The 24349-nt window shown below is 67.2% G+C and carries 19 protein-coding genes; 12 read left to right on the top strand and 7 right to left on the bottom strand.

The genetic code is table 11. The features are described 5' to 3' along the window. Window positions 1-156 precede the first annotated feature (156 nt). Window positions 157-1650: an aldehyde dehydrogenase gene (locus B7D75_RS27515; RefSeq protein ID WP_053814790.1), complete on the top strand. Its 1494-nt coding sequence runs from the start codon at window positions 157-159 to the stop codon at window positions 1648-1650. 146 nt (window positions 1651-1796) lie between these two features. Further along, complete coding sequence (locus B7D75_RS27510; RefSeq protein ID WP_107114599.1) at window positions 1797-2960, top strand: MFS transporter; 1164 nt, start codon at window positions 1797-1799, stop codon at window positions 2958-2960. Between the two features lie 3 nt (window positions 2961-2963). Here the strand turns inward: B7D75_RS27510 and B7D75_RS27505 are convergent, their stop codons facing one another. The 3 genes from B7D75_RS27505 to dadR form a co-directional block, all read right to left on the bottom strand. Beyond that, window positions 2964-4523 (bottom strand): phospholipase D family protein, encoded by a 1560-nt coding sequence (locus B7D75_RS27505; protein ID WP_043098706.1) that lies wholly within the window; start codon window positions 4521-4523, stop codon window positions 2964-2966. Window positions 4524-4638: 115 nt separating this feature from the next. Then, a complete protein-coding gene (locus B7D75_RS27500; protein ID WP_058129681.1) occupies window positions 4639-5958 on the bottom strand; it encodes an NAD(P)/FAD-dependent oxidoreductase in 1320 nt (439 codons plus the stop codon). 177 nt (window positions 5959-6135) lie between these two features. After that, window positions 6136-6624, bottom strand: a complete 489-nt coding sequence (gene dadR / locus B7D75_RS27495) for a transcriptional regulator DadR (RefSeq protein ID WP_003096535.1) — start codon at window positions 6622-6624, stop codon at window positions 6136-6138. Window positions 6625-6777: 153 nt separating this feature from the next. Here dadR and B7D75_RS27490 point away from each other — a divergent pair, with 153 nt between their 5' ends. The 9 genes from B7D75_RS27490 (at window position 6778) to B7D75_RS27450 (ending at window position 16459) form a co-directional block, all read left to right on the top strand. Further along, complete coding sequence (locus B7D75_RS27490; RefSeq protein WP_107114598.1) at window positions 6778-9345, top strand: YdbH domain-containing protein; 2568 nt, start codon at window positions 6778-6780, stop codon at window positions 9343-9345. A gap of 19 nt (window positions 9346-9364) precedes the next feature. Beyond that, on the top strand, window positions 9365-9556 hold the full coding sequence (locus B7D75_RS27485) for a YnbE family lipoprotein (protein WP_003096523.1): 192 nt from the start codon (window positions 9365-9367) through the stop codon (window positions 9554-9556). Between the two features lie 12 nt (window positions 9557-9568). Then, window positions 9569-9913 (top strand): YdbL family protein, encoded by a 345-nt coding sequence (locus B7D75_RS27480; protein WP_003155682.1) that lies wholly within the window; start codon window positions 9569-9571, stop codon window positions 9911-9913. A gap of 356 nt (window positions 9914-10269) precedes the next feature. After that, complete coding sequence (gene dadA, locus B7D75_RS27475) at window positions 10270-11568, top strand: D-amino acid dehydrogenase (protein ID WP_012077922.1); 1299 nt, start codon at window positions 10270-10272, stop codon at window positions 11566-11568. Continuing rightward, window positions 11543-11896 carry a RidA family protein gene (locus tag B7D75_RS27470; RefSeq protein ID WP_003098273.1) on the top strand — a complete coding sequence of 118 codons (354 nt, stop codon included), beginning with the start codon at window positions 11543-11545 and terminating at the stop codon, window positions 11894-11896. Before dadA ends, B7D75_RS27470 begins: the two co-directional genes overlap by 26 nt. Window positions 11897-11986: 90 nt before the next feature. Then, on the top strand, window positions 11987-13060 hold the full coding sequence (gene alr, locus B7D75_RS27465) for an alanine racemase (RefSeq protein ID WP_053814786.1): 1074 nt from the start codon (window positions 11987-11989) through the stop codon (window positions 13058-13060). Window positions 13061-13210: 150 nt separating this feature from the next. Further along, on the top strand, window positions 13211-13759 hold the full coding sequence (locus B7D75_RS27460) for a cupin domain-containing protein (RefSeq protein ID WP_003155686.1): 549 nt from the start codon (window positions 13211-13213) through the stop codon (window positions 13757-13759). Window positions 13760-13962: 203 nt separating this feature from the next. Continuing rightward, complete coding sequence (locus B7D75_RS27455) at window positions 13963-14391, top strand: c-type cytochrome (protein WP_003096511.1); 429 nt, start codon at window positions 13963-13965, stop codon at window positions 14389-14391. A 208-nt stretch (window positions 14392-14599) separates the two neighbouring features. Next, the gene (locus B7D75_RS27450) at window positions 14600-16459 is read left to right on the top strand and encodes an acetyl-CoA hydrolase/transferase C-terminal domain-containing protein (RefSeq protein ID WP_079741201.1); all 1860 of its coding nucleotides are present in this window, start codon (window positions 14600-14602) and stop codon (window positions 16457-16459) included. Between the two features lie 7 nt (window positions 16460-16466). Here B7D75_RS27450 and B7D75_RS27445 read toward each other — a convergent pair whose 3' ends face one another. The 3 genes from B7D75_RS27445 to rep form a co-directional block, all read right to left on the bottom strand. Further along, window positions 16467-17039, bottom strand: coding sequence for a xanthine phosphoribosyltransferase (locus B7D75_RS27445; protein WP_003110452.1), 573 nt, complete (start codon window positions 17037-17039; stop codon window positions 16467-16469). Between the two features lie 163 nt (window positions 17040-17202). Then, entirely contained in the window at window positions 17203-18921 is a 1719-nt protein-coding gene (locus tag B7D75_RS27440; protein WP_107114597.1) for a thiamine pyrophosphate-dependent enzyme, read from the bottom strand. A 133-nt stretch (window positions 18922-19054) separates the two neighbouring features. Then, window positions 19055-21064, bottom strand: a complete 2010-nt coding sequence (gene rep / locus B7D75_RS27435) for a DNA helicase Rep (protein ID WP_003155692.1) — start codon at window positions 21062-21064, stop codon at window positions 19055-19057. A 187-nt stretch (window positions 21065-21251) separates the two neighbouring features. Between rep and B7D75_RS27430 the strand changes: the two genes are divergently transcribed. Continuing rightward, the gene (locus B7D75_RS27430; RefSeq protein WP_033997355.1) at window positions 21252-22925 is read left to right on the top strand and encodes a putative bifunctional diguanylate cyclase/phosphodiesterase; all 1674 of its coding nucleotides are present in this window, start codon (window positions 21252-21254) and stop codon (window positions 22923-22925) included. Here B7D75_RS27430 and B7D75_RS27425 read toward each other — a convergent pair. Beyond that, window positions 22915-24303 carry a NorM family multidrug efflux MATE transporter gene (locus tag B7D75_RS27425; RefSeq protein ID WP_107114596.1) on the bottom strand — a complete coding sequence of 463 codons (1389 nt, stop codon included), beginning with the start codon at window positions 24301-24303 and terminating at the stop codon, window positions 22915-22917. The two genes, B7D75_RS27430 and B7D75_RS27425, sit on opposite strands and share 11 nt — an antisense overlap. Between the last annotated feature and the right edge of the window lie 46 nt (window positions 24304-24349).

Below are 24349 nucleotides of genomic sequence, written 5' to 3'. Positions count from 1 at the left end.
ACAAGGGATCCAGAGGGGTTCCTGTCAAATATATTGAAAACAGGCGCTGCTCTGGTTTAGGGTGGCGGACACCACGGGCCGCGCGCCCGCCTTGCAGAATCTGACAGCGCGCCTGTCTCCCAGGCGCCCAGAACACCAATAAGAGGACACGTTGTCATGACCACCCTGACCCGCGCCGACTGGGAAGCCCGCGCCAAAGACCTGAAGATCGAAGGCCGCGCCTTCGTCAACGGCGAATACAGCGACGCCGCCTCCGGCGAGACCTTCGATTGCCTCAGCCCGGTGGACGGTCGCTTCCTCGCCAAGGTCGCCAGTTGCGACCTGGCCGATGCCGAACAGGCGGTCAAGGTCGCCCGCAATGCCTTCGATTCCGGCGCCTGGTCGCGCCTGGCTCCGGCCAAGCGCAAGCAGACGATGATCCGCTTCGCCGACCTGCTGCTGGAGAACGCCGAAGAGCTGGCCCTGCTGGAAACCCTGGACATGGGCAAGCCGATCAGCGACTCGCTGCACATCGACGTCGCCAGCGCCGCCAACAGCCTGCGCTGGAGCGCCGAGGCGATCGACAAGATCTACGACGAGGTCGCCGCCACTCCCCATGCCGAGCTGGGCCTGGTGACCCGCGAGCCGGTCGGCGTGGTTGCTGCCATCGTGCCGTGGAACTTCCCGCTGCTGATGTCCTGCTGGAAACTCGGCCCGGCCCTGGCCACCGGCAACTCGGTGATCCTCAAGCCCTCCGAGAAGTCGCCGCTGACCGCCATCCGCATCGCCCGGCTGGCCGTCGAGGCCGGTATTCCGAAAGGCGTGTTCAACGTGCTGCCGGGCTATGGCCACACGGTAGGCAAGGCGCTGGCATTGCACATGGATGTCGACACCCTGGTGTTCACCGGTTCGACCAAGATCGCCAAGCAACTGATGGTCTATGCCGGCGAGTCGAACATGAAGCGCGTCTGGCTGGAGGCCGGCGGCAAGAGCCCGAACATCGTCTTCGCCGACGCCCCGGACCTGAAGGCCGCCGCCGAAGCCGCTGCCGGCGCCATCGCCTTCAACCAGGGCGAAGTCTGCACCGCCGGTTCGCGCCTGCTGGTGGAGCGCTCCATCAAGGACAAGTTCCTGCCCCTGGTGATCGAGGCCCTCAAGGGCTGGAAACCGGGCAACCCGCTGGATCCGGAAACCAACGTCGGCGCGCTGGTGGACACCCAGCAGATGAACACCGTGCTGTCCTACATCGAGGCCGGTCACAACGACGGCGCCAAGCTGGTCGCCGGCGGCAAGCGGACCCTGGAGGAAACCGGTGGCACCTACGTCGAGCCGACCATCTTCGACGGCGTGACCAATGCGATGAAGATCGCCCGCGAGGAAATCTTCGGTCCGGTGCTCTCGGTGATCGAGTTCGAGGATGCCGAGGAAGCCGTGCGCATCGCCAACGACACGCCCTACGGGCTGGCGGCGGCGGTCTGGACCAGCAACCTGTCCAAGGCGCACCTGACCGCCAAGGCCCTGCGCGCCGGCAGCGTCTGGGTCAACCAGTACGACGGGGGCGACATGACCGCTCCGTTCGGCGGCTTCAAGCAATCGGGCAACGGTCGCGACAAGTCGCTGCACGCCTTCGACAAGTACACCGAGCTGAAGGCGACCTGGATCAAGCTCTGATCGCCTGGGTCGGCCCTTCCGGGCCGGCTCCCTCGAGCCACCCCCGCGGCCGGGTTTCCTTCTGGAAGCCCGGCCGCTGTGCTTCGTGCGCCGGATGTATCCGCTCGCCCCGGCAAGGCTTCCGGGGTGCCAACGGGAGAATTGCAATGCGTTGGGGAAGCTATTTCGCCGTCTGTTCCGCAGTCATCAGCATCGGCCTCGCCCTTGGCCTGACCATGCCGCTGGTCTCGTTGCGCCTGGAGGGCTGGGGCTACGGCAGTTTCGCCATCGGCGTGATGGCCAGCACACCGGCGCTGGGCGTGCTGCTCGGCGCGATGATCGCCGGGCGCCTCGCCGCGCGCGTCGGCACGCCACGGCTGATGCAGCTGTGCCTGCTCACCGGCGCAGCCTCCATCGGCCTGCTGGCGCTGCTGCAGAGCTATCCCGTATGGCTGTTGTTGCGCCTGCTGATCGGCGTGCAGCTCACCGTGGTGTTCATCCTCGGGGAAAGCTGGATCAACCAGCTGGCGGTGGAGAAGTGGCGCGGCCGGCTGGTCGCGCTGTACGGCACCGGTTACGCCCTGAGCCAACTGTCCGGCCCGGTGCTGCTGACCTTCATCGGCACCGCCGACGACCGCGGCTTCTGGTTCGGTGTGTGCCTGCTGGTCGGCGGCTCGCTGTTGCTGCTGGGGCGCGGCGGGGCGCCCAGGGTCGATCCGCACAGCGCCTCCGGGCGTGGCCTGTGGGCCTTCTGCCGGGGTTTGCCGGCGATCGCCTGGGCGGTGGTGCTGTTCGCCGCCTTCGAGGCGATGATCCTCACCCTGCTGCCGGTCTACGGCTTGCGCCAGGGCTTTGCGCAAGCGGTGGCGCTGGCCATGGTCAGCACCGTGGTGGTGGGCGACGCCCTGCTGCAACTGCCGATCGGCTGGCTCGCCGACCGTGTCTCGCGCAGCGGCCTGTTCGGCGGCTGCGGCCTGGTGTTGCTGCTCAGCAGCCTGGCGATCCCGCTGCTGCTGCACACGCCGTTGATCTGGCCGTTGCTGGTGCTGTTCGGCGCCAGCGCCGGCGGGTTGTTCACCCTGGCGCTGATCCTGATCGGCGAACGCTACCGCGACGATGCCCTGGTCCGTGCCAATGCCCATGTCGCCCAGCTATGGGGGATCGGCTGCCTGCTCGGACCGCTGGCCACCGGCGCCACCAGCCAGTGGATCAGCGGTCACGCCCTGCCGTTGATGATGGCGCTGGGCGCGGCGGGCTTCGTGGTGCTGGTGCGGCTGCGCGGGGCGATCCCGGCGGAGGATGGAGCGAGCGGGCTGGAAGCGTCGGAGTGATCCTCAGAGCATCTTCTCCAGCCCGATCATTTCCGCGACCCAGGCATTCAGCCGTCGCCACAGGCTGCCCGGCTCATGCCGCAGGACCTGGGTCCGTCCGTCACGCTCGTCGACCCAGACCAGCTTCGGCCGGCTGCCGCTGCGGTCGATCCGCACCTGGTAGCTGACGCTGGGCGCCATGCCGTCCAGCGCCAGCTGCCGAACCTGTTCGGCCAGCAGCGGACTGTCGACGATGACCCCGACCTCGGTATTCCACAGTATCGAGCGCGGATCGAAGTTGAACGAACCGATGAACACCTTCCGCCGGTCGAAGACCATCGCCTTGCTGTGCAGGCTGGCGCTGCTCGACCCGTGCAGCCGCCAGGGCGCGCCGCTCAGTGGCTGGTCGGGTTTGGCGCGCAGTTCATACAGCTTTACCCCATGCTCCAGCAGTGCCATCCGGTAGGGCGCATAGCCGGCGTGCACAGCCGGTACGTCGGTGGCTTCCAGGGAGTTGGTCAGCAGGCGCACGCGCACGCCGCTGTCGGCCTTGCCGGTGAGATAGCCGAGCCCCTCCCTGGCCGGGACGAAGTAGGCCGAAACCAGGATCAGTTCCTTTTGCACACCCTGGAACAGGCCCGCCAGGTGCGGGCTGAGCAGCAGGTGCGGGTCGGGTTCGCCGCGGCTGAGCACCTTCAGCGGCGCGTCCCAGATCGCCTCGGCGCGCGCCCAGGTCAGGTTCTCCAGCCAGTTGCCCAGGCGGGGCTGGTCGGCGCGGTCGAACAGGTGGCGGATGTAGCCCGACTCCTTGACCGACTCCTTGCGCAGGTAGCGCTGCAGGCCGCGCCGCGCCGAGTCCAGCTCGCCGGGATAGGGCGCGCGCCAGAGGAAGTCCTCGATCGGCCGGCTGATGGCGCTGTTCCAGTACTGGTCGAAGCTGTGCGAGAGCTGGTTGGCGATCGGGCCGACGCCGAGCAGGTCGAGGTCGGTGAAATTCATCTCCGGCTTGGCGTTGAAATACTCGTCGCCGAGGTTGCGGCCGCCGACGATGGCCGCCGTGCCGTCGGCCAGCCACAGCTTGTTGTGCATGCGCCGGTGCTGCTGGGAAAGATTGAACAGCCGGCCGACGCCGCGCGTGATGCCGGTGGCGCGGCCCAGGTGCAGCGGATTGAACAGGCGCACCTGGATGTTCGGGTGGGCGGAGAGTACGCCGATCTCGTAGTCCCAGCCGTCGCTGGCGGTGTCGTCGATCAGGATGCGCACCCGCACGCCGCGGTCGGCGGCTTTCAGCAACTCGTAGGCGAGGGCCCGGGTGGTCAGCCCGTCGTGGACGATGTAGTACTGGATGTCCAGGCTGCGCTGTGCCGCGCGGATCAGCGCGGCACGGGCGACGAAGGCGTCCTCGCTGGCGCCGAGCAGGTGGAAGCCCGACTGGCCGGGGTGGTCGCGGCCCTGGATCGCGGCCTGCCTGGCCAGCCAGGTACCCTCGGCGGGCAGCGCCGCCGAGGGTTGCGGCGGGGGGGCGCTGGCACAGCCGGCGAGAGCCAGGAAGGCCAGCAGGAGTAATCGGCGCAGCAAGGACATCTCCCGTGGAAGCTCGGTCGTCCGGTCGATACCGGTGGTGCGAATTCTAGGAGTTTTCCCCGGAAGAGCGATGCGCCGCCTGATTTTTTCAGAATCCACCGAGCCTCGGGCGGGCTCAGCTCCCGAGTTTTTCCTTCAGCCGGTACCAGGCCATGCCCAGCGCCAGCAGCGGCGAGCGCAGCAGCTTGCCACCGGGGAAGGTGATGTGCGGCACCCTGGCGAACAGATCGAAGCCGTCGCTGTGCTGGCCACTGATGGCCTCGGCGAGCAACTGCCCGGCCAGGTGCGTGGCGTTCACCCCGTGTCCGGAATAGGCCTGGGCGAAGTACACGTTGGGTTGCCCCGGCAGGCGGCCGATCTGCGGCAGGCGGTTGGCGCCGATGCCGATCATGCCGCCCCACTGGTAGTCGATGCGGACGTTCGCCAGTTGCGGGAATACCTCCAGCATCTTCGGCCGCATGTAGGCGGCGATGTCGCTGGGGTCGCGTCCCGAGTAATGGCAGGCGCCACCGAACAGCAGGCGGTTGTCGGCGGAAAGGCGGTAGTAGTCGAGGGCCACGCGCTGGTCGCAGACCGCCATGTTCTGCGGCAGCAGCTGGCGCGCCAGCGCCTCGTCCAGCGGTTCGGTGGCGATCACGTAGCTGCCGGCCGGCAGCACCTTGCCGCCGAGCAGCGGGTTGAGGTCGTTCATGTAGGCGTTGCAGCCCAGCACCAGGGTCTTCGCCCGCACCCTGCCGGTGGCGGTGTGCACCTGGACTTCCGGGCCGTAGTCGATGCGCGTCACCGGCGACTGTTCATGCAGGCGCACGCCCAGTGCCTGCGCCGCGGCGGCTTCGCCGAGCACCAGGTTGAGCGGGTGCAGGTGGCCGGAGCCCATGTCGACCAGGCCGCCGACGTAGCGGTCGGAGCCGACCACGCTGCGCATCTCCGCGGCCGGGACCAGACGCATCTCATGGCGGTAGCCGAGGCCCTGGAGCTCTTCCATGTCCTCGCGGAAGCCCTGGTAGTCGCCGGGCTTGTTCGCCAGGTCGCAGTAGCCCCAGCGCAGGTCGCATTCGATGGCGTACTGCTCGACCCGGCGACGGACGATCTCCACCGCCTCCAGCCCCATCAGCTTGAGTGCCTTCACGCCGTCGGCGCCGATCACCGGAAGGAACTGCTCGACGTCATGGCCGACGCCACGGATCAACTGGCCGCCATTGCGCCCGCTGGCGCCCCAGCCGATCCGGTGCGCTTCCAGCAGGACCACGGAGAAGCCGCGCTGGGCCAGTTCCAGTGCTGTGTTCACCCCCGAGAAGCCGCCGCCGACGACGCACACGTCGGCCTGCTCTTCGCCGGCCAGGGGAGGGCACTCGATGCGTCGGTTGAGCGTGGCGGCGTAGTAGGAGGGGGCGTGTTGGGCGCTATGCACCGGCTGGTGAACGCGGGCGTTCATGTGCGGAATCCTGATTATTATGTTTGGAAAATTTGACGGAGCATAAACGTCAGTCGAGGCGCTCGCCAAGGGCGAAAATGGAAAAAACTGCGAGGTGTTGCCGGGATCGTGTGCGGAAACGACGGTGTTTCCCGTCTATGCCGGGAGTCCTGGCGGACTCCCGGAAAGCGTCGCGGGTCAATCCGGAACCGGTAGGTCGAGCGACTCCTTGACCTCTTCCATGACGATATAGCTCTTCGACTCGCGAACGTGCGGCAGTTTCAGCAGGATGTCGCCGAGCAGCTTGCGGTAGGAAGCCATTTCCGAGATGCGCGCCTTGACCAGGTAGTCGAAGTGGCCGGACACCAGGTGGCACTCCAGCACGTGCGGTAGCTTGAGCACCGCCCGGCGAAACTCTTCGAAGGTATCGCCGGACTTGTAGTCCAGGCTGATCTCGACGAACACCAGCAGGCTGGCCTTCAGGTGCTGTGGGTTGAGCCGGGCGTGGTAGCCCATGATCAGGCCTTCGCGCTCCAGGCGGCGCACACGCTCGGTGCAGGGGGTGGTCGAAAGGCCGACGCGTTCGCCCAGCTCGGTGAAGGAAATGCGCCCTTCCTCCTGCAGGATGCGGAGGATGTTGCGGTCGATCTTGTCCAGCTCGCGCTTGCTCTGATGCTGGGTACGCATGGATGGAGGCTCCCCGTCTGGCTCGGAAAATCCGGAAATTTTCCGCCAATATAACGTCGAAAGCAGGGAAAAACACTGGCCGGGGAAAACGCCTTGATCTTGCGCGAGGGCCCCGCCACCCTTCCCCGGGTCGGCAACGGACAGAGGTAGGACATGCGTTTGCGCAGAAGGACGACGTTGCTGCTGGTAGTTGCAGCGCTGTTGCTGCTGGCGTTCGGCTATGGCTGGCACGCCTGGCGCAGCCTGCTGCGCGAGCAGGGCGTCGAACGCCTGGAATGGCAGGGGCTCGGCCTGTCCCGCGAGGGCATCGGGCTGCGCCGGCTGGCGCTGGAGCGGCGCGGCGCGGATGGCGCCAGCCTGCGACTGGACGTGGAACACGCGCTGCTGCGCTGGCCCGGGCTGTCGGGTTGGCGCCCGCGCCTACCCGGCCTGCGGGTGGAGCAAGTGGCGCTCGCCTGGCAACCGTCCGCCGCGAGTTCCGACGATGATTCGGCTGCGCTGGACTGGACGTCCCTGCGCGAAACCCTCGCCTGGCTGCCGGAACAGATCCACCTCGAACGCTTCCATCTCGACCTGCCTTGTCCCGCCGGCCGCTGCGAGCAGCAAGGCGGGCTGGACATCGGCCGCCCGCCGGGAGCGCTGTTTCCGCTGGCCGCGCAGCTGCGCCTGCAACAGGAGGCACAGCAGGCCCAGCTTGACGCCCAGCTCTTCGAGGAGCCTGCCGGCTGGCGCCTGCGGGGGCGCGCGCAACTCGACCGGCAGGCGCTGCTGACGCTGGATAGCCAGCTCGCGCCAGCCGACGGCGACGGCCTCTGGCAGGGACGCCTGGAGGCGCCCGGCCTGCCGGACACCCGTGGCCTGGTGGCCTGGCTCAATCGCTGGCTGCCGGAGGCGCAGCGCCTGCCCGACGCACCGCAGGCCCTGCGCCTGCAGGCGGACTGGACGATCCGCCTGGCGCCTGGCAGCGACTGGCTGGAGCCGCGCCGGGTGCTCGACGGCGGTGGTTCGGCGGCGCTGCAGGTGCAGGCTCCGCAGGCCTGGCCGCTGCCCGGGCTGGGCAATGTACAGGGCGAACTGCAAGTCCAGCTGGATGGCGACGGCGGCGCCTGGCTGCCACGCCAGTTGCGCAGCGACTTGCGCCTGAGCCAACTGCACGGCGACTGGTTGCAGGCGCTGCCGGCCGAGCTGCGGCCGAGCGCGCTGGGCGTGCGCAGCGAACCGCTGGAGCGCGATGCGGATAGCGTCACGGCGCTGCGCCTGGCGCTTGCCAGCGAAGGCGCGAGTACGTTGAAGCTGGAGACGCGTGTCGACCTGCTGGGCATCTCGCCCTGGGCCGCCAGGCTGGTGGAGGGCCGCTTGCAGGTGGATGTGCCGCGTCTGCAATACCAGGGCTGGAAAGCCGAGCGACTGGTCGCGGAGATTCCCCTGGAGGGCCGGCTGGACGGGCAGCGCGCCAACCTCTCCTTCGGCAAGGGTGCGCGGTTGCAGGCGGCGTCCCTGGCCGAGCCGTCGATGCTGCAACTTGGCCAGCCCCGCCTCGACCTCGCCGGGACCGCTCTCGAACTCGCCTACCGGCCGCTGGCGCTGCATGTCGCCGGGCCGCTGCAGGCGCAGGTCGGACAACTGCGCCAGGCCAACCTCAAGCCGTTGGCCTGGTCCTTCAAGGGGCCGCTCGACACCACCCTCGAGCGCACCAGCCTGAAGGGACGGCTGAGCAATGGCGCGGGGCTGGCGGCGGACATCCAACTGCAGCGCGACGCGAAGACGCCCCTGGCCCTCTCCGCCAGGCTGGCCGAGGTGTTCTTCCGTACCGGCAATCCCCTGGCCGCGACCCTCGCCGACTGGCCGGGGCTGCTCGAACTGGGCAATGGGCGCGCGATCGCCGCGGCCGGCTGGAAGCTCGATGCGGCGGGCGCCTCATCCCTCGACCTGGACCTGACCCTGAAAGGCCTCGACGGCATCTACGACCGCAGCGAGCTGAAGGGCCTGGGCGGCAGCCTGGCCTTGCGCCTGCGCGGCGGTCAGTTGAGCCTGGACAGCCCCGGCCTGAGCCTGGCCGAGGCCAATCCCGGCCTGCCGCTGGGACCGGTGAGTTTCCGCGGGCGCTATGAGGCCCCGCTTTCCGCGCCGGGCAGCGGCCGTTTGAGCTGGCAGACGTTGCAGAGCGGCCTGTTCGGCGGGCAGGCGTCGGTCCCCGCGGGAAGCATCCGCCTGGGCCAGGCCGAGCAGAAATTCGCCCTGCGCCTGCAGGGCATACAACTCGGCGAGATTTTCCGGGTCTATCCGGCGGAGGGACTGGCCGGCGAGGGTACCCTGGACGGCGAGCTGCCGTTGATGCTCAACCGCTGGAAACCGAGCGTCGCCGGCGGCCAGGTCAAGGCCCGCGAGCCTGGCTTCCTGCGCTTCCGCTCGGCGAAGATCGAGGCGCTGGGGCGCAGCAACCCGGGGATGAAACTGGTCGCCGACGCCCTCGACGACTTCCACTATGACGTGCTGCAAAGCAGCGTCGATTATCATGAGAACGGCAAGCTGCTGCTCGGCCTGCGTTTGCAGGGTAGCAACCCGGACCTGGAGAAAGGGCGTCCGGTCAACCTCAACGTCAACCTGGAAGAGGATATCCCGGCATTGCTGACCAGCCTGCAACTGAGCGACCGGGTCAGCGAAACCATTCGCCAACGTGTGCAGGAGCGCATGCAGAAACGCAAGGCTTCGGCGCCATGAGCCACTCAGGAGAACCCCGATGCGCCTGTGCGCTTTATTCGCTGTCCTGCTGCTGGGCAGCCTGACGATGGCCTGCACGCCCACCGTGCAGCTGGCGGCTCCCAGCGAGCCGATCAACATCAATCTCAACGTGAAAATCGAGCACGAGATCTACATCAAGGTCGACAAGGCTCTGGACGGCATCATCAACGAGAACAGCGGCCTGTTCTAAAGGAGCGGATCCATGACAACCCGTAGCAAACTCGGCATCGCCCTGCTGGCCCTCGGCCTCAGCCTTTCCGCCATGGCGATGGACCTCGGCCAGGCCATGTCGGCCCTCGGCGGCGCCAAGGCCCAGGGTCTGGTCGGCGAGCAGGCCGACGGTTACCTCGGCGTGGTCAGCAACAGCGGCCAGGCGGCGGACATCGCCGCGCAGATCAACGCCGCGCGCCGCGCCGAATACCAGAAGGTGGCCAACAGCAGCGGCGCCTCGCTGGCCGACGTGGAGGCCATGGCCGGCAAGAAGGCGATGGAGAAAACCCCTGCCGGGCAGTACGTCCAGGTTGGCGGAAAATGGGTGAAGAAATAGCGCGGAGGCTCCGCGAGCGCTCTGGAACGCTGCTCCGGTCGCAAAGGCCGGGCGGCGTCCGCGGGATTTTCCCTGCCGCGAGCGGTTCCCCCAGGGACTCCTGTCGTTTTCCAGGGTTTCTGCGGCAGGCTTTCCCGAAAAAGCCGCTCCAGGCCTGAAGGCTTTCATTTAAATATGCGGTATTTTTCCGATTTTATGGTGGATGCGCCTCGGTAAAACCCCTCCTTGTCCGGTTTTTTACCTGAGTATCCTCCTAAAATCGGTGATTATTTCTGCTCGCCTCTTCCTATACTGCGCGTATCTACACGCTCAAAATAACAAACGTCCGCGGTTCCTCCGCGACGTGGGAGGCGACAATGCGAGTTCTGGTCCTTGGCAGCGGTGTCATCGGTACCGCCAGTGCGTATTACCTGGCCCGTGCCGGGTTCGAGGTGGTGGTGGTCGACCGTCAGGACGGTCCCGCGCTGGAAACCAGCTTCGCCAACGCCGGCCAGGTGTCCCCCGGCTACGCTTCGCCCTGGGCCGCCCCCGGCATCCCGCTGAAGGCCATGAAGTGGCTGCTGGAAAAGCACGCGCCGCTGGCCATCAAGCTCACCTCCGATCCCAGCCAGTACGCCTGGATGCTGCAAATGCTGCGCAACTGCACCGCCGAACGCTACGCGGTGAACAAGGAGCGCATGGTCCGCCTGTCCGAGTACAGCCGCGACTGCCTCGACGAACTGCGCGCCGAGACCGGCATCGCCTATGAGGGCCGCACCCTCGGCACCACCCAGCTGTTCCGCACCCAGGCGCAACTCGACGCCGCCGGCAAGGACATCGCCGTGCTCGAACGCTCCGGCGTGCCCTACGAGGTTCTCGACCGCGACGGCATCGCCCGCGTCGAGCCGGCCCTGGCCAAGGTCGCCGACAAGCTGGTCGGCGCCCTGCGCCTGCCCAACGACCAGACCGGCGACTGCCAGCTGTTCACCACCCGCCTGGCGGAAATGGCCAAGGGCCTGGGCGTGGAGTTCCGCTTCGGCCAGAACATCGAGCGCCTGGACTTCGCCGGCGACCGCATCAATGGCGTGCTGGTCAATGGCGAATTGCTCACCGCCGACCACTACGTGCTGGCGCTGGGCAGCTACTCGCCGCAGCTGCTCAAGCCGCTGGGCATCAAGGCTCCGGTCTATCCGCTGAAGGGTTACTCGCTGACCGTGCCGATCACCAACCCGGAGATGGCGCCGACCTCGACCATCCTCGACGAGACCTACAAGGTGGCGATCACCCGCTTCGACCAGCGCATCCGCGTCGGCGGCATGGCGGAGATCGCCGGCTTCGACCTGTCGCTGAACCCGCGCCGCCGCGAGACCCTGGAAATGATCACCACCGACCTCTATCCCGAGGGCGGCGATATCGGCCAGGCGACCTTCTGGACCGGCCTGCGCCCGGCGACCCCGGATGGCACCCCGATCGTCGGCGCCACCCGCTACCGCAACCTGTTCCTCAATACCGGCCACGGCACCCTGGGTTGGACCATGGCCTGCGGGTCGGGTCGCTACCTGGCCGACCTGATGGCGAAGAAGCGCCCGCAGATCAGCACCGAAGGCCTGGATATTTCCCGCTACAGCAATTCCCCGGAGAACGCCAAGAATGCCCATCCAGCGCCAGCACACTAACGAGCGTATGAGCCAGATCGTCGTCCACAACGGCACCGTCTACCTGGCGGGCCAGGTGGGCGAGGACATGTCCGCCGGCGTCGAACAGCAGACCCGCGAGACCCTGGCGGCCATCGAGCGGCTGCTGGAAGAGGCCGGCACCGACAAGACCCGGATCCTCTCGGTGACCATCTACCTGAAGGACATCGACGCCGACTTCGAAGGCATGAACCGCGTCTGGGACCAATGGCTGCCGCGCGGCGTCGCGCCGGCGCGCGCCACCGTCGAAGCCAAGCTCTGCGAGCCGGAGATCCTGGTGGAGATGTCGGTGGTCGCTGCGCTGCCCTGAGTTTTGTATGGCCCGGCCGGAGAGCCGGGCTTTTTTTCGCCTGATGAAAGGTGCGCGATGCCGCACCGCGCTGAAGAGAGACCCGTCGCCATGCGCCCCGCCCGTGCCCTGATCGACCTGCAAGCCCTTCGTCACAACTATCGCCTGGCCCGCGAGGCCACCGGCGCCCGCGCGCTCGCGGTGATCAAGGCGGACGCCTACGGGCATGGCGCGGTGCGCTGTGCCGAAGCGCTGGCCGGGGAGGCGGATGGCTTCGCCGTGGCCTGCATCGAGGAAGCCCTGGAGTTGCGCGCGGCCGGCATCCGCGAGCCGATTCTGCTGCTGGAAGGGTTCTTCGAGGCCGCCGAACTAGAATTGATCGTCGCCCATGATTTCTGGTGCGTGGTGCATGCCGCCTGGCAACTGGAGGCGATCGAGCGCGCCAGCCTGGCGCGGCCGCTGACCGTCTGGCTGAAGATGGATTCGGGCATGCACCGCGTCGGTTTCTTCCCCGAGGACTTCCGCGCCGCCCACGAGCGCCTGCGGGCCAGCGGCAAGGTGGCGAAGATCGTGATGATGAGCCACTTCTCCCGCGCCGACGAACTGGATTGCCCGCGCACCGATGAACAGGTCGCCGCCTTCGCGGCCGCGAGCCAGGGCCTGGAAGGCGAGATCAGCCTGCGTAATTCGCCGGCCGTGCTCGGTTGGCCGAAGGTGCCCAGCGACTGGGTACGTCCGGGTATCCTGCTCTACGGAGCCACGCCGTTCGAGCGTGCACATCCGCTGGCCGACCGCCTGCGCCCGGTGATGACCCTGGAATCGAAGGTGATCAGCGTCCGCGAGCTGCCGGCCGGCGAACCGGTCGGCTACGGCGCGCGCTACAGCACCGAGCGCAGCCAGCGCATCGGCGTGGTCGCGATGGGCTATGCCGACGGTTATCCGCGCCACGCGCCGGACGGGACCCTGGTGTTCATCGACGGCAAGCCGGGGCGCCTGGTCGGCCGGGTGTCGATGGACATGCTCACCGTCGACCTTACCGACCATCCACAGGCCGGGCTGGGCAGCCGGGTCGAATTGTGGGGGCCGAACGTCCCGGTGGGCGCCCTGGCGGCGCAGTTCGGCAGCATTCCCTACCAGCTGCTGTGCAACCTGAAAAGAGTGCCGCGCGTCTATTCCGGGGCTTGAGAAAAACTTTCCGAATTCTTTGCGCAGGCATGTCGACCAATCTGTTGTAAATACTGAACAGTGTTGCCATGATACGGCCGACTTGGGGTCGCCAGCCGTGTGCGGCCCCGTTTTGCCTTGCCTGCCAGAAGAATAAGGAGGACTCCACCCTTGGACGTCGGTGCTCGTCTGCAAACCATCCGAAAACTCAAAGGTCTTTCCCAGCGCGAACTCGCCAAACGGGCGGGTGTCACCAACAGCACTATCTCGATGATCGAGAAAAACAGCGTGAGTCCTTCCATCAGTTCGCTGAAGAAGGTGCTGGGCGGTATCCCCATGTCCCTGGTGGAGTTCTTCTCCCTGGACCTGGAGCAGGACAGCCATACGCAGGTTGTCTACAAGGCAGACGAACTGATCGACATTTCTAGCGGCGCGGTGTCCATGCGCCTGGTGGGCAAGGCGCACCCCAGCCGGGCGATCGCCTTCCTCGACGAAACCTACCCGCCGGGCTCCGACACCGGCGAGGAAATGCTCAACCACGAGGGCGAAGAGGCCGGCGTGCTGGTCGACGGGCGCCTGGAGCTGATCGTCGGCAGCGAGACCTATGTGCTAGAGCGCGGCGACAGCTACTATTTCGAAAGCAACAAGCCGCACCGTTTTCGCAATCCCTACGACGTGCCGGCACGCTTGATCAGCGCCACCACGCCCGCAAATTTCTGACCTGAAGCACAAGACCCCGCCGCGCCCGCAGGGCGCCGGCCGACAAGGGGCATGCGGGGCTGCGACCTAATGCCGCAAGGCTTTGCGAGGGTGTGCAATTGTTTCTGCCGGGCTTTCTTTGCCGTTATACTTGCGCCCGCCCGCGCGGCCCGCAGTGATCGGTATCGTGCCCGGGTGTGATAAGCCACGATGAGGGTGTAAGGGTGAACCTGATTAAAAAAATGCTGGCGGCCCAAGCTGCCGTGTTGGCCCTGTGGGCTGTAAGCGCTCAGGCTACGACCACTGACGATGCGATCGCCAAGCGCCTCGAGCCGGTAGGCAAGGTCTGCGTACAAGGCAAGGAATGCGAAGGCGTCGGCGCCGTCGCGGCGGCTGCCGGTGGCGGCGGCGCGCGTTCCGGCGAAGACATCGTCGGCAAGACCTGCAACACCTGCCACGGCACCGGCCTGCTGGGCGCGCCGAAAGTCGGCGACAAGGCCGAGTGGGGCAAGCGCGCGAAGGAACAGGGCGGTCTCGACGGCCTGCTGGCCAAGGCGATTTCCGGTATCAACGCCATGCCGCCGAAAGGCACCTGCGCCGACTGCTCGGACGACGAGCTGAAGGCCGCGATCAAGCACATGTCCGGCCTGTAAACGCGCCGAAGCCTGTGTTGAAAAGCCGCCTTCCGGCGGCTTTTTCGTATCCGCGGGGCGGGTTTTTTTCGCTGGCGGAGCATCCCGCCGGCAAACAGGGTCCAAACTTCCGGCTACCCATTCGCCGGAGGGCAACGTCTTGACCCGAACCTGTTCCATCGACGCCGCGGTCGATCACCTGCTGCAGACCATCGAGGGCCCGATCCGCCTGGGCCTGCCCCTCGGGCTGGGCAAGCCCAACCGGCTGGTCAATGCGCTCTACCAACGCCTGCGCACCTTGCCGGAACGCCAGCTCACGCTATACACGGCGCTTTCCCTGGGGCGTCCCGCCGCCGGTGGCGACCTGCAGCGGCGCTTCCTCGAACCGTTCGCCGAACGGGTCTTCGCCGACTACCCGGAGCTGGACTACCTGCACGCCCTGCGCCGCGACGAACTGCCGGCGAACATCCGCGTCGAGGAGTTCTACCTGCAGCCCGGCAGCCTGCTGGACAGCGCGCCGGCGCAGCAGCACTACATCAGTTGCAACTACAGCCACGTCGCCCGCGACATCAACGCCAAGGGCGTCAACGCCGTGGCCCAACTGGTGGCGCGGCATCCCGAACGACCGGGCAAGCTGAGCCTGGCCTGCAATCCGGACATCACCCTGGACCTGCTGCCGATGCTGGAGAAGCGTCGCGCCGCCGGCGAGGCCATCGTCGCCATCGGCGTGGTCCACGATGACCTGCCCTACCTGCCGGGCGACGCCGAGGTCGAGGAGTCGGTATTCGACCTGCTGATCGACGCGCCGGCGGAAAGCAGCCGGCTGTTCTCTACGCCGAACATGCCGGTCAACCTGCAGGATCACTGCATCGGCCTGCATGCCAGCGCCCTGGTGCGCGACGGCGGCACCCTGCAGATCGGCATCGGCTCGATGGGCGACGCGCTGACCGCCGCGCTGCTGCTGCGCCAGCGCGACAATGCCAGCTACCGCAGGCTGGTCGACGAACTGGGGGTGCGCGCGCGCTGGGGCGCGGCGGTCGAGCGCGATGGCGGCCTGGAGCCGTTCCGCCAGGGGCTCTACGGCTGCAGCGAGATGTTCGTACCGGGTCTGCTGGCGCTGGCAGAGGCCGGCGTGTTGGGCCGCCGGGTCTACCCCGACGAAGCGCGACAGCGTGCCGCCGAGCGCGGCGAGGCACCGGAAGAGGGCGGGGTGTGGCTGCACGGCGGCTTCTTCCTCGGCCCCCTGGCGTTCTACCAGCGCCTGCGCGAGATGTCGCTGGAAGAGCGCGCCGGTATCGGCATGACCGGTATCGGCTTCGTCAACAACCTGTACCGCCAGGAAGAGCTGAAGCGCCTGCACCGGCGCGACGCGCGCTTCATCAACAGCGCCTTCACCGTGACCCTGCTCGGCGCCGGGGTCGCCGACCAGTTGGAGGACGGCCGGGTGCTCAGTGGCGTCGGTGGCCAGTACAACTTCGTCGCCCAGGCCCACGAGCTGGAGGGCGCACGTTCGATCCTGATGCTGCGCAGCTGGCGCGAATCCGGCGGGGAAGTCAGTTCGAACATCGTCTGGCAGTACGCCCACACCACCATCCCGCGGCACCTGCGCGACATGGTGGTGACCGAGTACGGGATCGCCGACCTGCGTGGCAAGAACGACGCGGAAGTGATCGCCGCGCTGCTGGCCATCGCCGACTCGCGCTTCCAGCAGGCGCTGGCCGAGCAGGCCCAGGCGGCCGGCAAGCTGCCGAAGGATTTCGTCCTGCCCGAACGCTACCGCAATAACACCCCGGAGCGCCTGCAGGCTCTGCACAAGGCCCACGCCGCCGTGCTTCCGGAGTTTCCCCTGGGCAGCGATTTCGACGAGGTCGAGCAGGACCTGCTGCGGGCGCTGGGTTGGCTCAAGCGCAAGCTGAAGCTGAGCGAGATCCTCGAGCTGGGCAAGGCCACTCTCGATGCGCCGGAGCCCGAGGCCTACCCGGCGCACCTGCGGCGCATGGAGCTGGACGATCCGCAGGGGCTGCGCGAGGAGCTCTACCAGCGCCTGCTGCTGGCCGGCCTGCGGGCCAGCCAGGAAGAGCGGGGCTGAGTGGCGCTCAGTCGAGGAACTCGACCTGGCCGCCGGCCAGCGACTTGACCCGGGCCAGGGATTCGACCCGGTAGCCTTCGCTTTCGAGCAGGGCGCGGCCGTCCTGGAAGGATTTCTCGATGACGATGCCGAGCCCGGCGATGCTCGCGCCGGCCTGGCCGATCAGGTCGATCAGCGCCTTGGCGGCGTGGCCGTTGGCGAGGAAGTCGTCGATCACCAGCACATGGTCATGGGCGTTCAGGTGCTTGGCCGAAATGGCGATGGTGCTCTCGGTCTGCTTGGTGAAGGAGAACACCTTGGAGATGTACAGGTTGTCCTTCAGGGTCAGCGACTGGTACTTGCGAGCGAAGATCACCGGCACGCCCAGCTCCAGGCCGGCCATGACCGCCGGGGCGATGCCGGAAGCCTCGATGGTGACGATCTTGGTGATGCCCTGGTCGCGGAAGCGTGTGGCGAACGCGTGACCGACCTGCTGCATCAACTGCGGGTCGATCTGGTGGTTGAGAAAGGCGTCGACCTTGAGTACGTGCTCGGAAAGGACGATGCCTTCCGAGCGGATTTTGTCTTTGAGAATGTCCACGGGTGGCTTCCTGCGAAGCGGCTGTCGCTGATGAAGCGCGGCATTGTACCGTCAGCCGGCGCCGCGCGCGACGTCCTCTCGGACGAGCGAACATGATCGAATGGTCAGGAATCCGCCCGAACCCGGCGCGGCCCCGTGGCGGACGGGCCGCGCCTTTGCCGGCTCACTTCAGCAGATTGTTCACCAGCAGCGTCTCGACGTCCTTGAAGCGCCCGCTGAGCACGGCCTTGGCGGCGTACAGGGCGGTATCGGCGACCTGGCCGAACTCGATCTTCGGCGGCATCACCAGTTCCGCAGGGTTGGTATGCACGTCCAGCAACGCCGGACCGGGCTGGGCGAGGAAGTCGCGGACCGCCGCCTCGAGATCCTCGCAGCGGGTCACCTTGCGCCCGTGGAAGCCGATCACCTCGGCGAGACGGGCGAAGTCCGGGTTGAGCAGGTCGGTGTAGTTGTCCAGCAGGCCCTCGACCTTCTGCTCCAGCTCGACGAAGTTCAGCGAGGCGTTGTTCAGCACCACCACCTTGATCGGCAGCTTCTCCTGGATGGCCGTGAGCAGGTCGCCGAGCAGCATGGCCAGGCCGCCATCGCCGGAGATCGAGATCACCTGGCGCTCGGGGTAGGCCTTCTTCAGTCCCAGCGCCTGGGGCATGGCGTTGGCCATGGTGCCGTGGACAAGGCTGGTGAGGGTGCGGCGCTTGCCGTTGCTGTGGATGTGACGCAGCAGCCAGACCATCGCCGAGCCGCCGTCGGCGGTGAACAGCGCATCGTCGTCAGCGTGCTGGTCGAGCAGGGCGACCAGGTGCTGCGGATGGATCAGCTCGCCCTTGCCGGGTTGCTCCTCTTTCTCCAGGGTCTGTAGCGAGCGTTCGCGGTGCTTCAGGCATTCGTCGAGGAAGTCGCGTTCCTGGCGGGCTTCGAGCAGCGGCAGGAGCGCCTCGAGGGTGGGGATCACGTCGCCGACCACGCCGAGGTCGATGGGATGGCGCCGGCCGAGGTGGCTGCCGTCGCGGTCGACCTGGATCAGGGTGGCCTTCTGCGGGTAGAACTGCGCCCAGGCGAAGTCGGCGCCGAGCAGCAGCAGGGTGTCGCACTCGGTCATCATGTGGAAGCCCGACTCGATCCCGAGCATGCCGGTCATGCCCATGTTGAAGGGGTTGTCGTACTCGACGAAGTCCTTGGCCCGCGAAGTGTGCGAGATGGGCGCCTTGAGCCGGTCGGCGAGGGCCACCAGCAGGTCGTGGGCGCCCTGGCAGCCGGAGCCGGCGTAGATGCCGATCTTCTTGCCGTGGGCGAGCAGCCGGGCGACGTCCTGCAGTTCGGCGTCGCTGGGGCGCAGCACCGGTTGCGGGAAGTGCACCGAGAACGGCGGATCGTCCTTCACCGTGGCCTGGCTGATGTCCGCTGGCAGGATCACTACCGCCACGCCGCGCCGGTTGAGCGCCGCCTGGCAGGCCAGGGCCACCACCCGGCGCGCCTGCTCCGGGCTGTGCACCTGTTCGCAGAACACCGAGCAACTGGAATAGATCGCCTTGAAGTCGACTTCCTGGGGGAACTCCATGCCCAGCTGCGGGGTGACGATCTGGCTGGCGATCAGCACCATCGGCGCGCGGTTGCGCTGGGCCTCGTAGACGCCATTGATGAAGTGCAGGCTGCCTGGTCCGCAGGAGCCGGCGCAGGCGGTCAGGCGACCGCTGACATAGGACTCGGCGCCGGCGGCGAAGGCCGCGGCTTCCTCGTGGCGGACATGCACCCACTGGATCTGGCTGCGATGGATGGCGTCGGTGACATGGTTGAGGGTGTCTCCGACGATGCCATAGCAATGGCGGATGCCGGCGGCTTCCAGGGTTTCCACGACGATCTCGGCGACTTTCTTGCTCGACATGAAGCTGTCCTCGAATGGAATTCGTTAGCTAGCTAATTTTGGTCGCGAGCGGAGCGGCAAAAGTTCCTCGCCCGAGGCCAGGCATCGGGCAAGACACTTTTGTGAAAAACGAGACAGTCGAGGCGCGGCGGGCTCAGCGCTTGAGCATGGCGCGGATGTCGGCGAGGGCGGCGTTGCCCTTGGCCGCCTTGACCTCCTGCGGGGCGTCTTCCAGGCCTTCCCATTCGAGGTCTTCGGGGGGCAGCTCGTCGAGGAAGCGGCTCGGCGAGCAGTCGATGATCTCGCCGTACTGCTTGCGCTTGGCGGCGAAGGTCATCGCCAGGTTCTGCCGCGCGCGGGTGATGCCGACGTAGGCCAGGCGGCGCTCTTCCTCCACCGTGTCGGCCTCGATGCTGGAGCGGTGGGGCAGGATCTCTTCCTCCATGCCCATGATGAACACGTAGGGGAATTCCAGCCCCTTCGAAGCATGCAGGGTCATCATCTGCACGCCCTCGGCACCTTCCTCTTCTTCCTGCTGGCGCTCCAGCATGTCGCGCAGGACCAGCTTGGCGATGGCCTGCTCGATGGTCATGTCGCCTTCCTCGTCGCGCTCGAGGGTGTTCTTCAATGCCTCGATGAGGAACCAGACGTTGCTCATGCGGAATTCGGCGACCTTGTCGCTGGAGGCGTTCTGCCGCAGCCAGTTCTCGTAGTCGATGTCCATCACCATGCTGCGCAGCACGGCGATCGGTTCGTTCTCCGCGCACTGCCGGCGGATTCCGTCCATCCAGCGCTTGAAGCGCTGCAGGCGTTCGTGGAAGCGGCTGTCGAGGTGCTCGGCCAGGCCCATCTCGTCGCAGGCGGCGTACATCGAGATGTTGCGCTGGGTGGCGTAGTTGCCGAGTTTCTCCAGGGTCGCCGAACCGATTTCCCGGCGCGGCACGTTGATCACCCGGAGGAAGGCGTTGTCGTCGTCGGGGTTCACCAGCAGGCGGAAGTAGGACATCAGGTCCTTCACTTCCTGGCGGCCGAAGAAGCTGGTGCCGCCGGACAGCCGGTAGGGAATCTGGTGGTGCTGGAGCTTCAGCTCCATCAGCTTGGCCTGGTGGTTGCCCCGGTAGAGGATGGCGAACTCGCTGTAGGGCCGCTCGGTGCGCAGGTGCAGGGTGAGGATTTCCATGGCGATGCGCTCGGCCTCGGCGTCCTCGTTGCGGCAGCGGATCACCCGGATCGGGTCGCCGTGGCCCATCTCGCTCCACAGCTGCTTCTCGAACACGTGCGGGTTGTTGGCGATGAGGACGTTCGCGCACTTGAGGATGCGGCTGGTGGAGCGGTAGTTCTGCTCCAGCATGACCACCTTGAGCGAGGGGAAGTCTTCCTTCAGCTGCATCAGGTTTTCCGGACGCGCGCCACGCCAGGCGTAGATCGACTGGTCGTCGTCGCCGACCACGGTGAACTGCGCGCGGTCCTTCACCAGCAGCTTGACCAGCAGGTACTGGCTGGCGTTGGTGTCCTGGTATTCGTCCACCAGCATGTAGCGCACCCTGTTCTGCCATTTCTGGAGAATGTCCGGGTGTTCCTGGAACAGCTTCACCGGTTGCAGGATCAGGTCGTCGAAGTCCACCGCGTTGTAGGCGCGCAGGGTGCGCTGGTAGTGCAGGTAGACGATCGCCGCGGTCTGCTCCCTGGGGTTGCGCGCCTTTTCCAGCGCTTCCTCGGGAAGGATCAGGTCGTTCTTCCAGGCGCCGATGTAGTTCTTGATCTCGTCGACGCCGTCGTCCCCGGAATACTCCTTCTGCATGATGTCGGTCAGCAGCGCCTTGATGTCCGACTCGTCGAAGATCGAGAAGCCGGGCTTGTAGCCGAGCCGCTCATGCTCCTTGCGGATGATGTTCAGGCCGAGGTTGTGGAAGGTCGAGACGGTCAGGCCCCTGCCTTCGCCGCCGCGCAACAGGCTGCCGACGCGCTCCTTCATTTCCCGCGCGGCCTTGTTGGTGAAGGTCACCGCGACGATGTACTGGGCGCGGATGCCGCACTGCTGGACGAGGTAGGCGATCTTGCGGGTGATCACGCTGGTCTTGCCGGAGCCGGCGCCAGCCAGGACCAGCAGGGGACCGCCGACGTAGTTCACGGCTTCTTGCTGCCGGGGATTGAGTCGGGACATAGGAGCGGGCCGGAAGAGAGGGTCGAAGCGGGCGCGTATTCTAACAGGCTGGCTGGCATCGGGGAGAATTAGCGTGCAAGCTGTGACCGATCCCGAGATCGTCCATGCCATTTTGCTGTAGATTCCCTACCGCATTAGGATGATGCCGTTCGTTCTTTACGAAGATTCTTAAACTTTTGGAGGTTGCTTGTCAGCGCCCGCAGAACCCTTGCGCCTGCTCCTTCTGGCGGATACGCCAGATTGGGCGCCACTGCTAGGTGAACGCCTGAGAGCGTTGGGGCCTGCCTTTTCGCTGAGTGTCGTCAGCACCTGGGAGGGCGCCGCGACCCTGTTCGCCGCCGAGCCCCAGGGCCTGCTGCTGGCCACCCCCGCCTGCCTGCCGCTGGGCATTCCCTGCCCCTGGCCGGTGATCCTGCTGCTGCCACGCGAGCCGACGCAGGCGCCGGCCGGTGTGGTCGACTGGCTGGCCGCCGAGCAACTCTCCGAAGACGGCCTGCGCCGCTGCCTGCGCTACGCCCGCGAGCGCATGGGCCTGCAGGCGACCCTGCAACTGCTCGCCGAACAGGACCCGCTGACCGGCATCGCCAACCGCCAGGGCTTCCAGACCCTGCTCGCGGCGCGCCTGAGCGAATTCGACGGGCGTGGCCTGGTGCTCGGCCACCTCGACCTGGACAACTTCCGCCATGTCAACGACGCCCTTGGCCACCAGGGCGGCGACCGCCTGATCCTGCAGGTGGTCAACCGCCTGCGTGGCTTCATGGAGAACGGCGACCGCCTGGCGCGCCTGGGCAGCGACGAGTTCGCCCTGCTGCTGGACACCCGTCGCGATCCGCAGCGTGCCGAGCGGATCGCCGAACGGATCGTCGAGTGCCTCGGCGAGCCCTACTGGGTCGACGGCGAAAGCATCCTCCTGGGCTGCAGCCTGGGGCTTGCCCACGCCCGCGCCGACGAGGGCGCCGACCCGCTGATGTGGCACGCGCACATCGCCATGCAGCAGGCCAAGAGCCGCCAGGGCTGCACTTTCCATGTCTTCGACGAGCGCATCAATCGCGGCGTGCGCAGCCTCGCCGACCTCGAGGCCGAACTGCGCCGCGCCCTGCGCCGCGACGAGCTGGAGCTGCATTACCAACCGCGCCTGTGCCTGGACAGCGGGCGCATCGTCGGCCTGGAAGCGCTGGTACGCTGGCGCCACGGCGAGCGCGGCCTGCTCACGCCCAGCGATTTCGTGCCGCTGGCCGAGGAGAGCGGGCTGATCGTGCCGCTCGGCTACTGGGTCATCGCCCGCGCCCTGCGCGACATGCAGTGGCTCAATGGCCGCGGCCTGGCGCCATTGCACATGGCGGTGAACCTGTCGTTCCGCCAGTTCCAGGACAGCCAGCTGCTGCCGACCCTGCAACGGCTGATCGAGGAGCACGGCGTGGACGCGCGCTGGCTCGAATTCGAACTGACCGAGACCGCCGTGATGCGCCGCAGCGACCAGGTCCTGCAGACCATGCAGGCGCTCGGCCGGCTGGGCGTGCGCTTTTCGCTGGACGACTTCGGCACCGGTTTCTCCTCTTTCGTCCATCTCAACAGCCTGCCGATCACCCTGCTGAAGATCGACCGCAGCTTCGTCGGTGGCATGGACCTGCGCGCGGAGAACTTCCAGCTGGTGCGGGCAATGATCAACCTGGCGCACAACCTCAACCTGGAGGTGGTCGCCGAGGGCGTGGAGACCCTGCGCCAGCAGGAGCAGCTGCGCGACTTCGGCTGCGACCAGGTGCAAGGCTACTGGATCAGCCGGCCGCTGCCGCTGGCCGAGCTGGCACGCTTCCTCGAGCCCGGCGAGCGGCCGGGCCGCGAGATGCCGCTCAGTAGTTGAGCGCCGTCGCCTCCTGTGCGGAGGTCCCGGGCAGCAGGCGCGCGGTCTTCCATTCGAAGGCCAGGGTCAGGCCGATGGCGGCGCAGGCCAGTCCGCCGGCCAGCCCCCACCAGACGCCCTGGGCCTCCCAGCCGGCGGCAAATGCCAGCAGGCAGGCCAGCGGCACGCCGACCAGCCAGTAGCAGGCCAGGCCGACCAGGAAAGTGGTGCGGGCGTCCTTGAGGCCGCGGATCGCACCCATGGCGATGTTCTGGGTGCCGTCGAACAACTCGAACCAGGCGGCGATCGCCAGCAGCGAGACGGCCATCGCGGTCACCTCGCGGTTGACCGGGTCGGCATGGTCGAGGAACAGGCCGATGATGGTCTCCGGCATCCACCAGAACACCCCGGCGAAGCCCAGCATGCACAGCGCGCCGAAACCGATGCCGACGCGCCCGGCACGGCGCGCCTCGAGCAGGCGGCCGGCGCCGAAGTGCTGGCCGATGCGGTAGGTGGTGGCGTAGGACAGCCCCACCGGGACCATGAAGGCCACATACACCGCCTGGATGGCGATCTGGTGCGCGGCCAGGGCGTGGTTGCCGAGGATGCCCATGCACAGGGTGGCGACGGTGAACATCCCCGACTCGACCGCGTAGGTACCGCCGATGGGCAGGCCCAGGCGGAGGATCTCCGCGATCGTCGCCCGCTGCGGGCGTCCCAGCCCGCGCAGCAACGGATAGGCGGCGTAGGCCGGTTGCCGGCGGATATACAGGGCCAGCAGCAGCGGCATGCCGTTCATGACCAGAGCGGTGACCAGGCCGATGCCGCCCAGGCCCAGGCGCGGCAGGCCGAACAGGCCTTCGATGAAGGAATGATTGAGGGCCAGGTTGGCCAGCGCGCCGAGCACGCTGATCGCCATCACCGGTCCGGCGCGGTCGATGGCGCCGGTGAAGCCGCGCAGGACCATGAAGGCCATGTAGCCGGGCAGGGCGAAGACCAGGCTGCGCAGGAACTGCATGGCGCCGTCCACCGCCTGTGGCGCCTGGCCGAAGGCCAGCAGCAGCGGCCCCAGGTTCCACAGCAGCAGGCCGGCAGCCAGGGCCAGCGCGGCACCGACCCAGAGGCCGGCACGGGTGACCGCCGCGACGCCGGCGGGATCGGCGCTGCCCTGGCGGATCGCCGCCAGGTTGCCGACCGCCGCCACCACGCCGACGCAGAAGGTCGAGACGAAGGCATAGCTGACCGCGCCCAGGCCGCCGGCGGCCAGCGCGTCGGGGCCGAGCCTGCCCATCATCACGGTATCGGTGAAGACCATGGCGACGTAGGCCAGCTGGGCGGCGATCAGCGGCCCGGCCAGGCGCAGGATGGCTTTCAGTTCGACGAGCGAAAGTGGTGACATGGATGAGTACGAATCAGGTCAAGAGGGTTGCCGGCGCTACCCGTCG

It is taken from the genome of Pseudomonas paraeruginosa (assembly GCF_003025345.2).
GTDB lineage: Bacteria > Pseudomonadota > Gammaproteobacteria > Pseudomonadales > Pseudomonadaceae > Pseudomonas > Pseudomonas paraeruginosa.
This window is presented reverse-complemented; position numbering and strand designations above follow the sequence as displayed.

Coding starts and splice junctions, on each gene's coding strand:
- B7D75_RS27515 (WP_053814790.1), top strand. CDS start 157: ATGACCACCCTGACCCGCGCCGACTGGGAAGCCCGCGCCAAAGACCTG.
- rep (WP_003155692.1), bottom strand. CDS start 21,064: ATGTCCCGACTCAATCCCCGGCAGCAAGAAGCCGTGAACTACGTCGGC.
- dadA (WP_012077922.1), top strand. CDS start 10,270: ATGCGAGTTCTGGTCCTTGGCAGCGGTGTCATCGGTACCGCCAGTGCG.
- B7D75_RS27510 (WP_107114599.1), top strand. CDS start 1,797: ATGCGTTGGGGAAGCTATTTCGCCGTCTGTTCCGCAGTCATCAGCATC.
- B7D75_RS27500 (WP_058129681.1), bottom strand. CDS start 5,958: ATGAACGCCCGCGTTCACCAGCCGGTGCATAGCGCCCAACACGCCCCC.
- B7D75_RS27470 (WP_003098273.1), top strand. CDS start 11,543: ATGCCCATCCAGCGCCAGCACACTAACGAGCGTATGAGCCAGATCGTC.
- B7D75_RS27425 (WP_107114596.1), bottom strand. CDS start 24,303: ATGTCACCACTTTCGCTCGTCGAACTGAAAGCCATCCTGCGCCTGGCC.
- B7D75_RS27480 (WP_003155682.1), top strand. CDS start 9,569: ATGACAACCCGTAGCAAACTCGGCATCGCCCTGCTGGCCCTCGGCCTC.
- B7D75_RS27440 (WP_107114597.1), bottom strand. CDS start 18,921: ATGTCGAGCAAGAAAGTCGCCGAGATCGTCGTGGAAACCCTGGAAGCC.
- B7D75_RS27505 (WP_043098706.1), bottom strand. CDS start 4,523: ATGTCCTTGCTGCGCCGATTACTCCTGCTGGCCTTCCTGGCTCTCGCC.
- dadR (WP_003096535.1), bottom strand. CDS start 6,624: ATGCGTACCCAGCATCAGAGCAAGCGCGAGCTGGACAAGATCGACCGC.
- alr (WP_053814786.1), top strand. CDS start 11,987: ATGCGCCCCGCCCGTGCCCTGATCGACCTGCAAGCCCTTCGTCACAAC.
- B7D75_RS27485 (WP_003096523.1), top strand. CDS start 9,365: ATGCGCCTGTGCGCTTTATTCGCTGTCCTGCTGCTGGGCAGCCTGACG.
- B7D75_RS27490 (WP_107114598.1), top strand. CDS start 6,778: ATGCGTTTGCGCAGAAGGACGACGTTGCTGCTGGTAGTTGCAGCGCTG.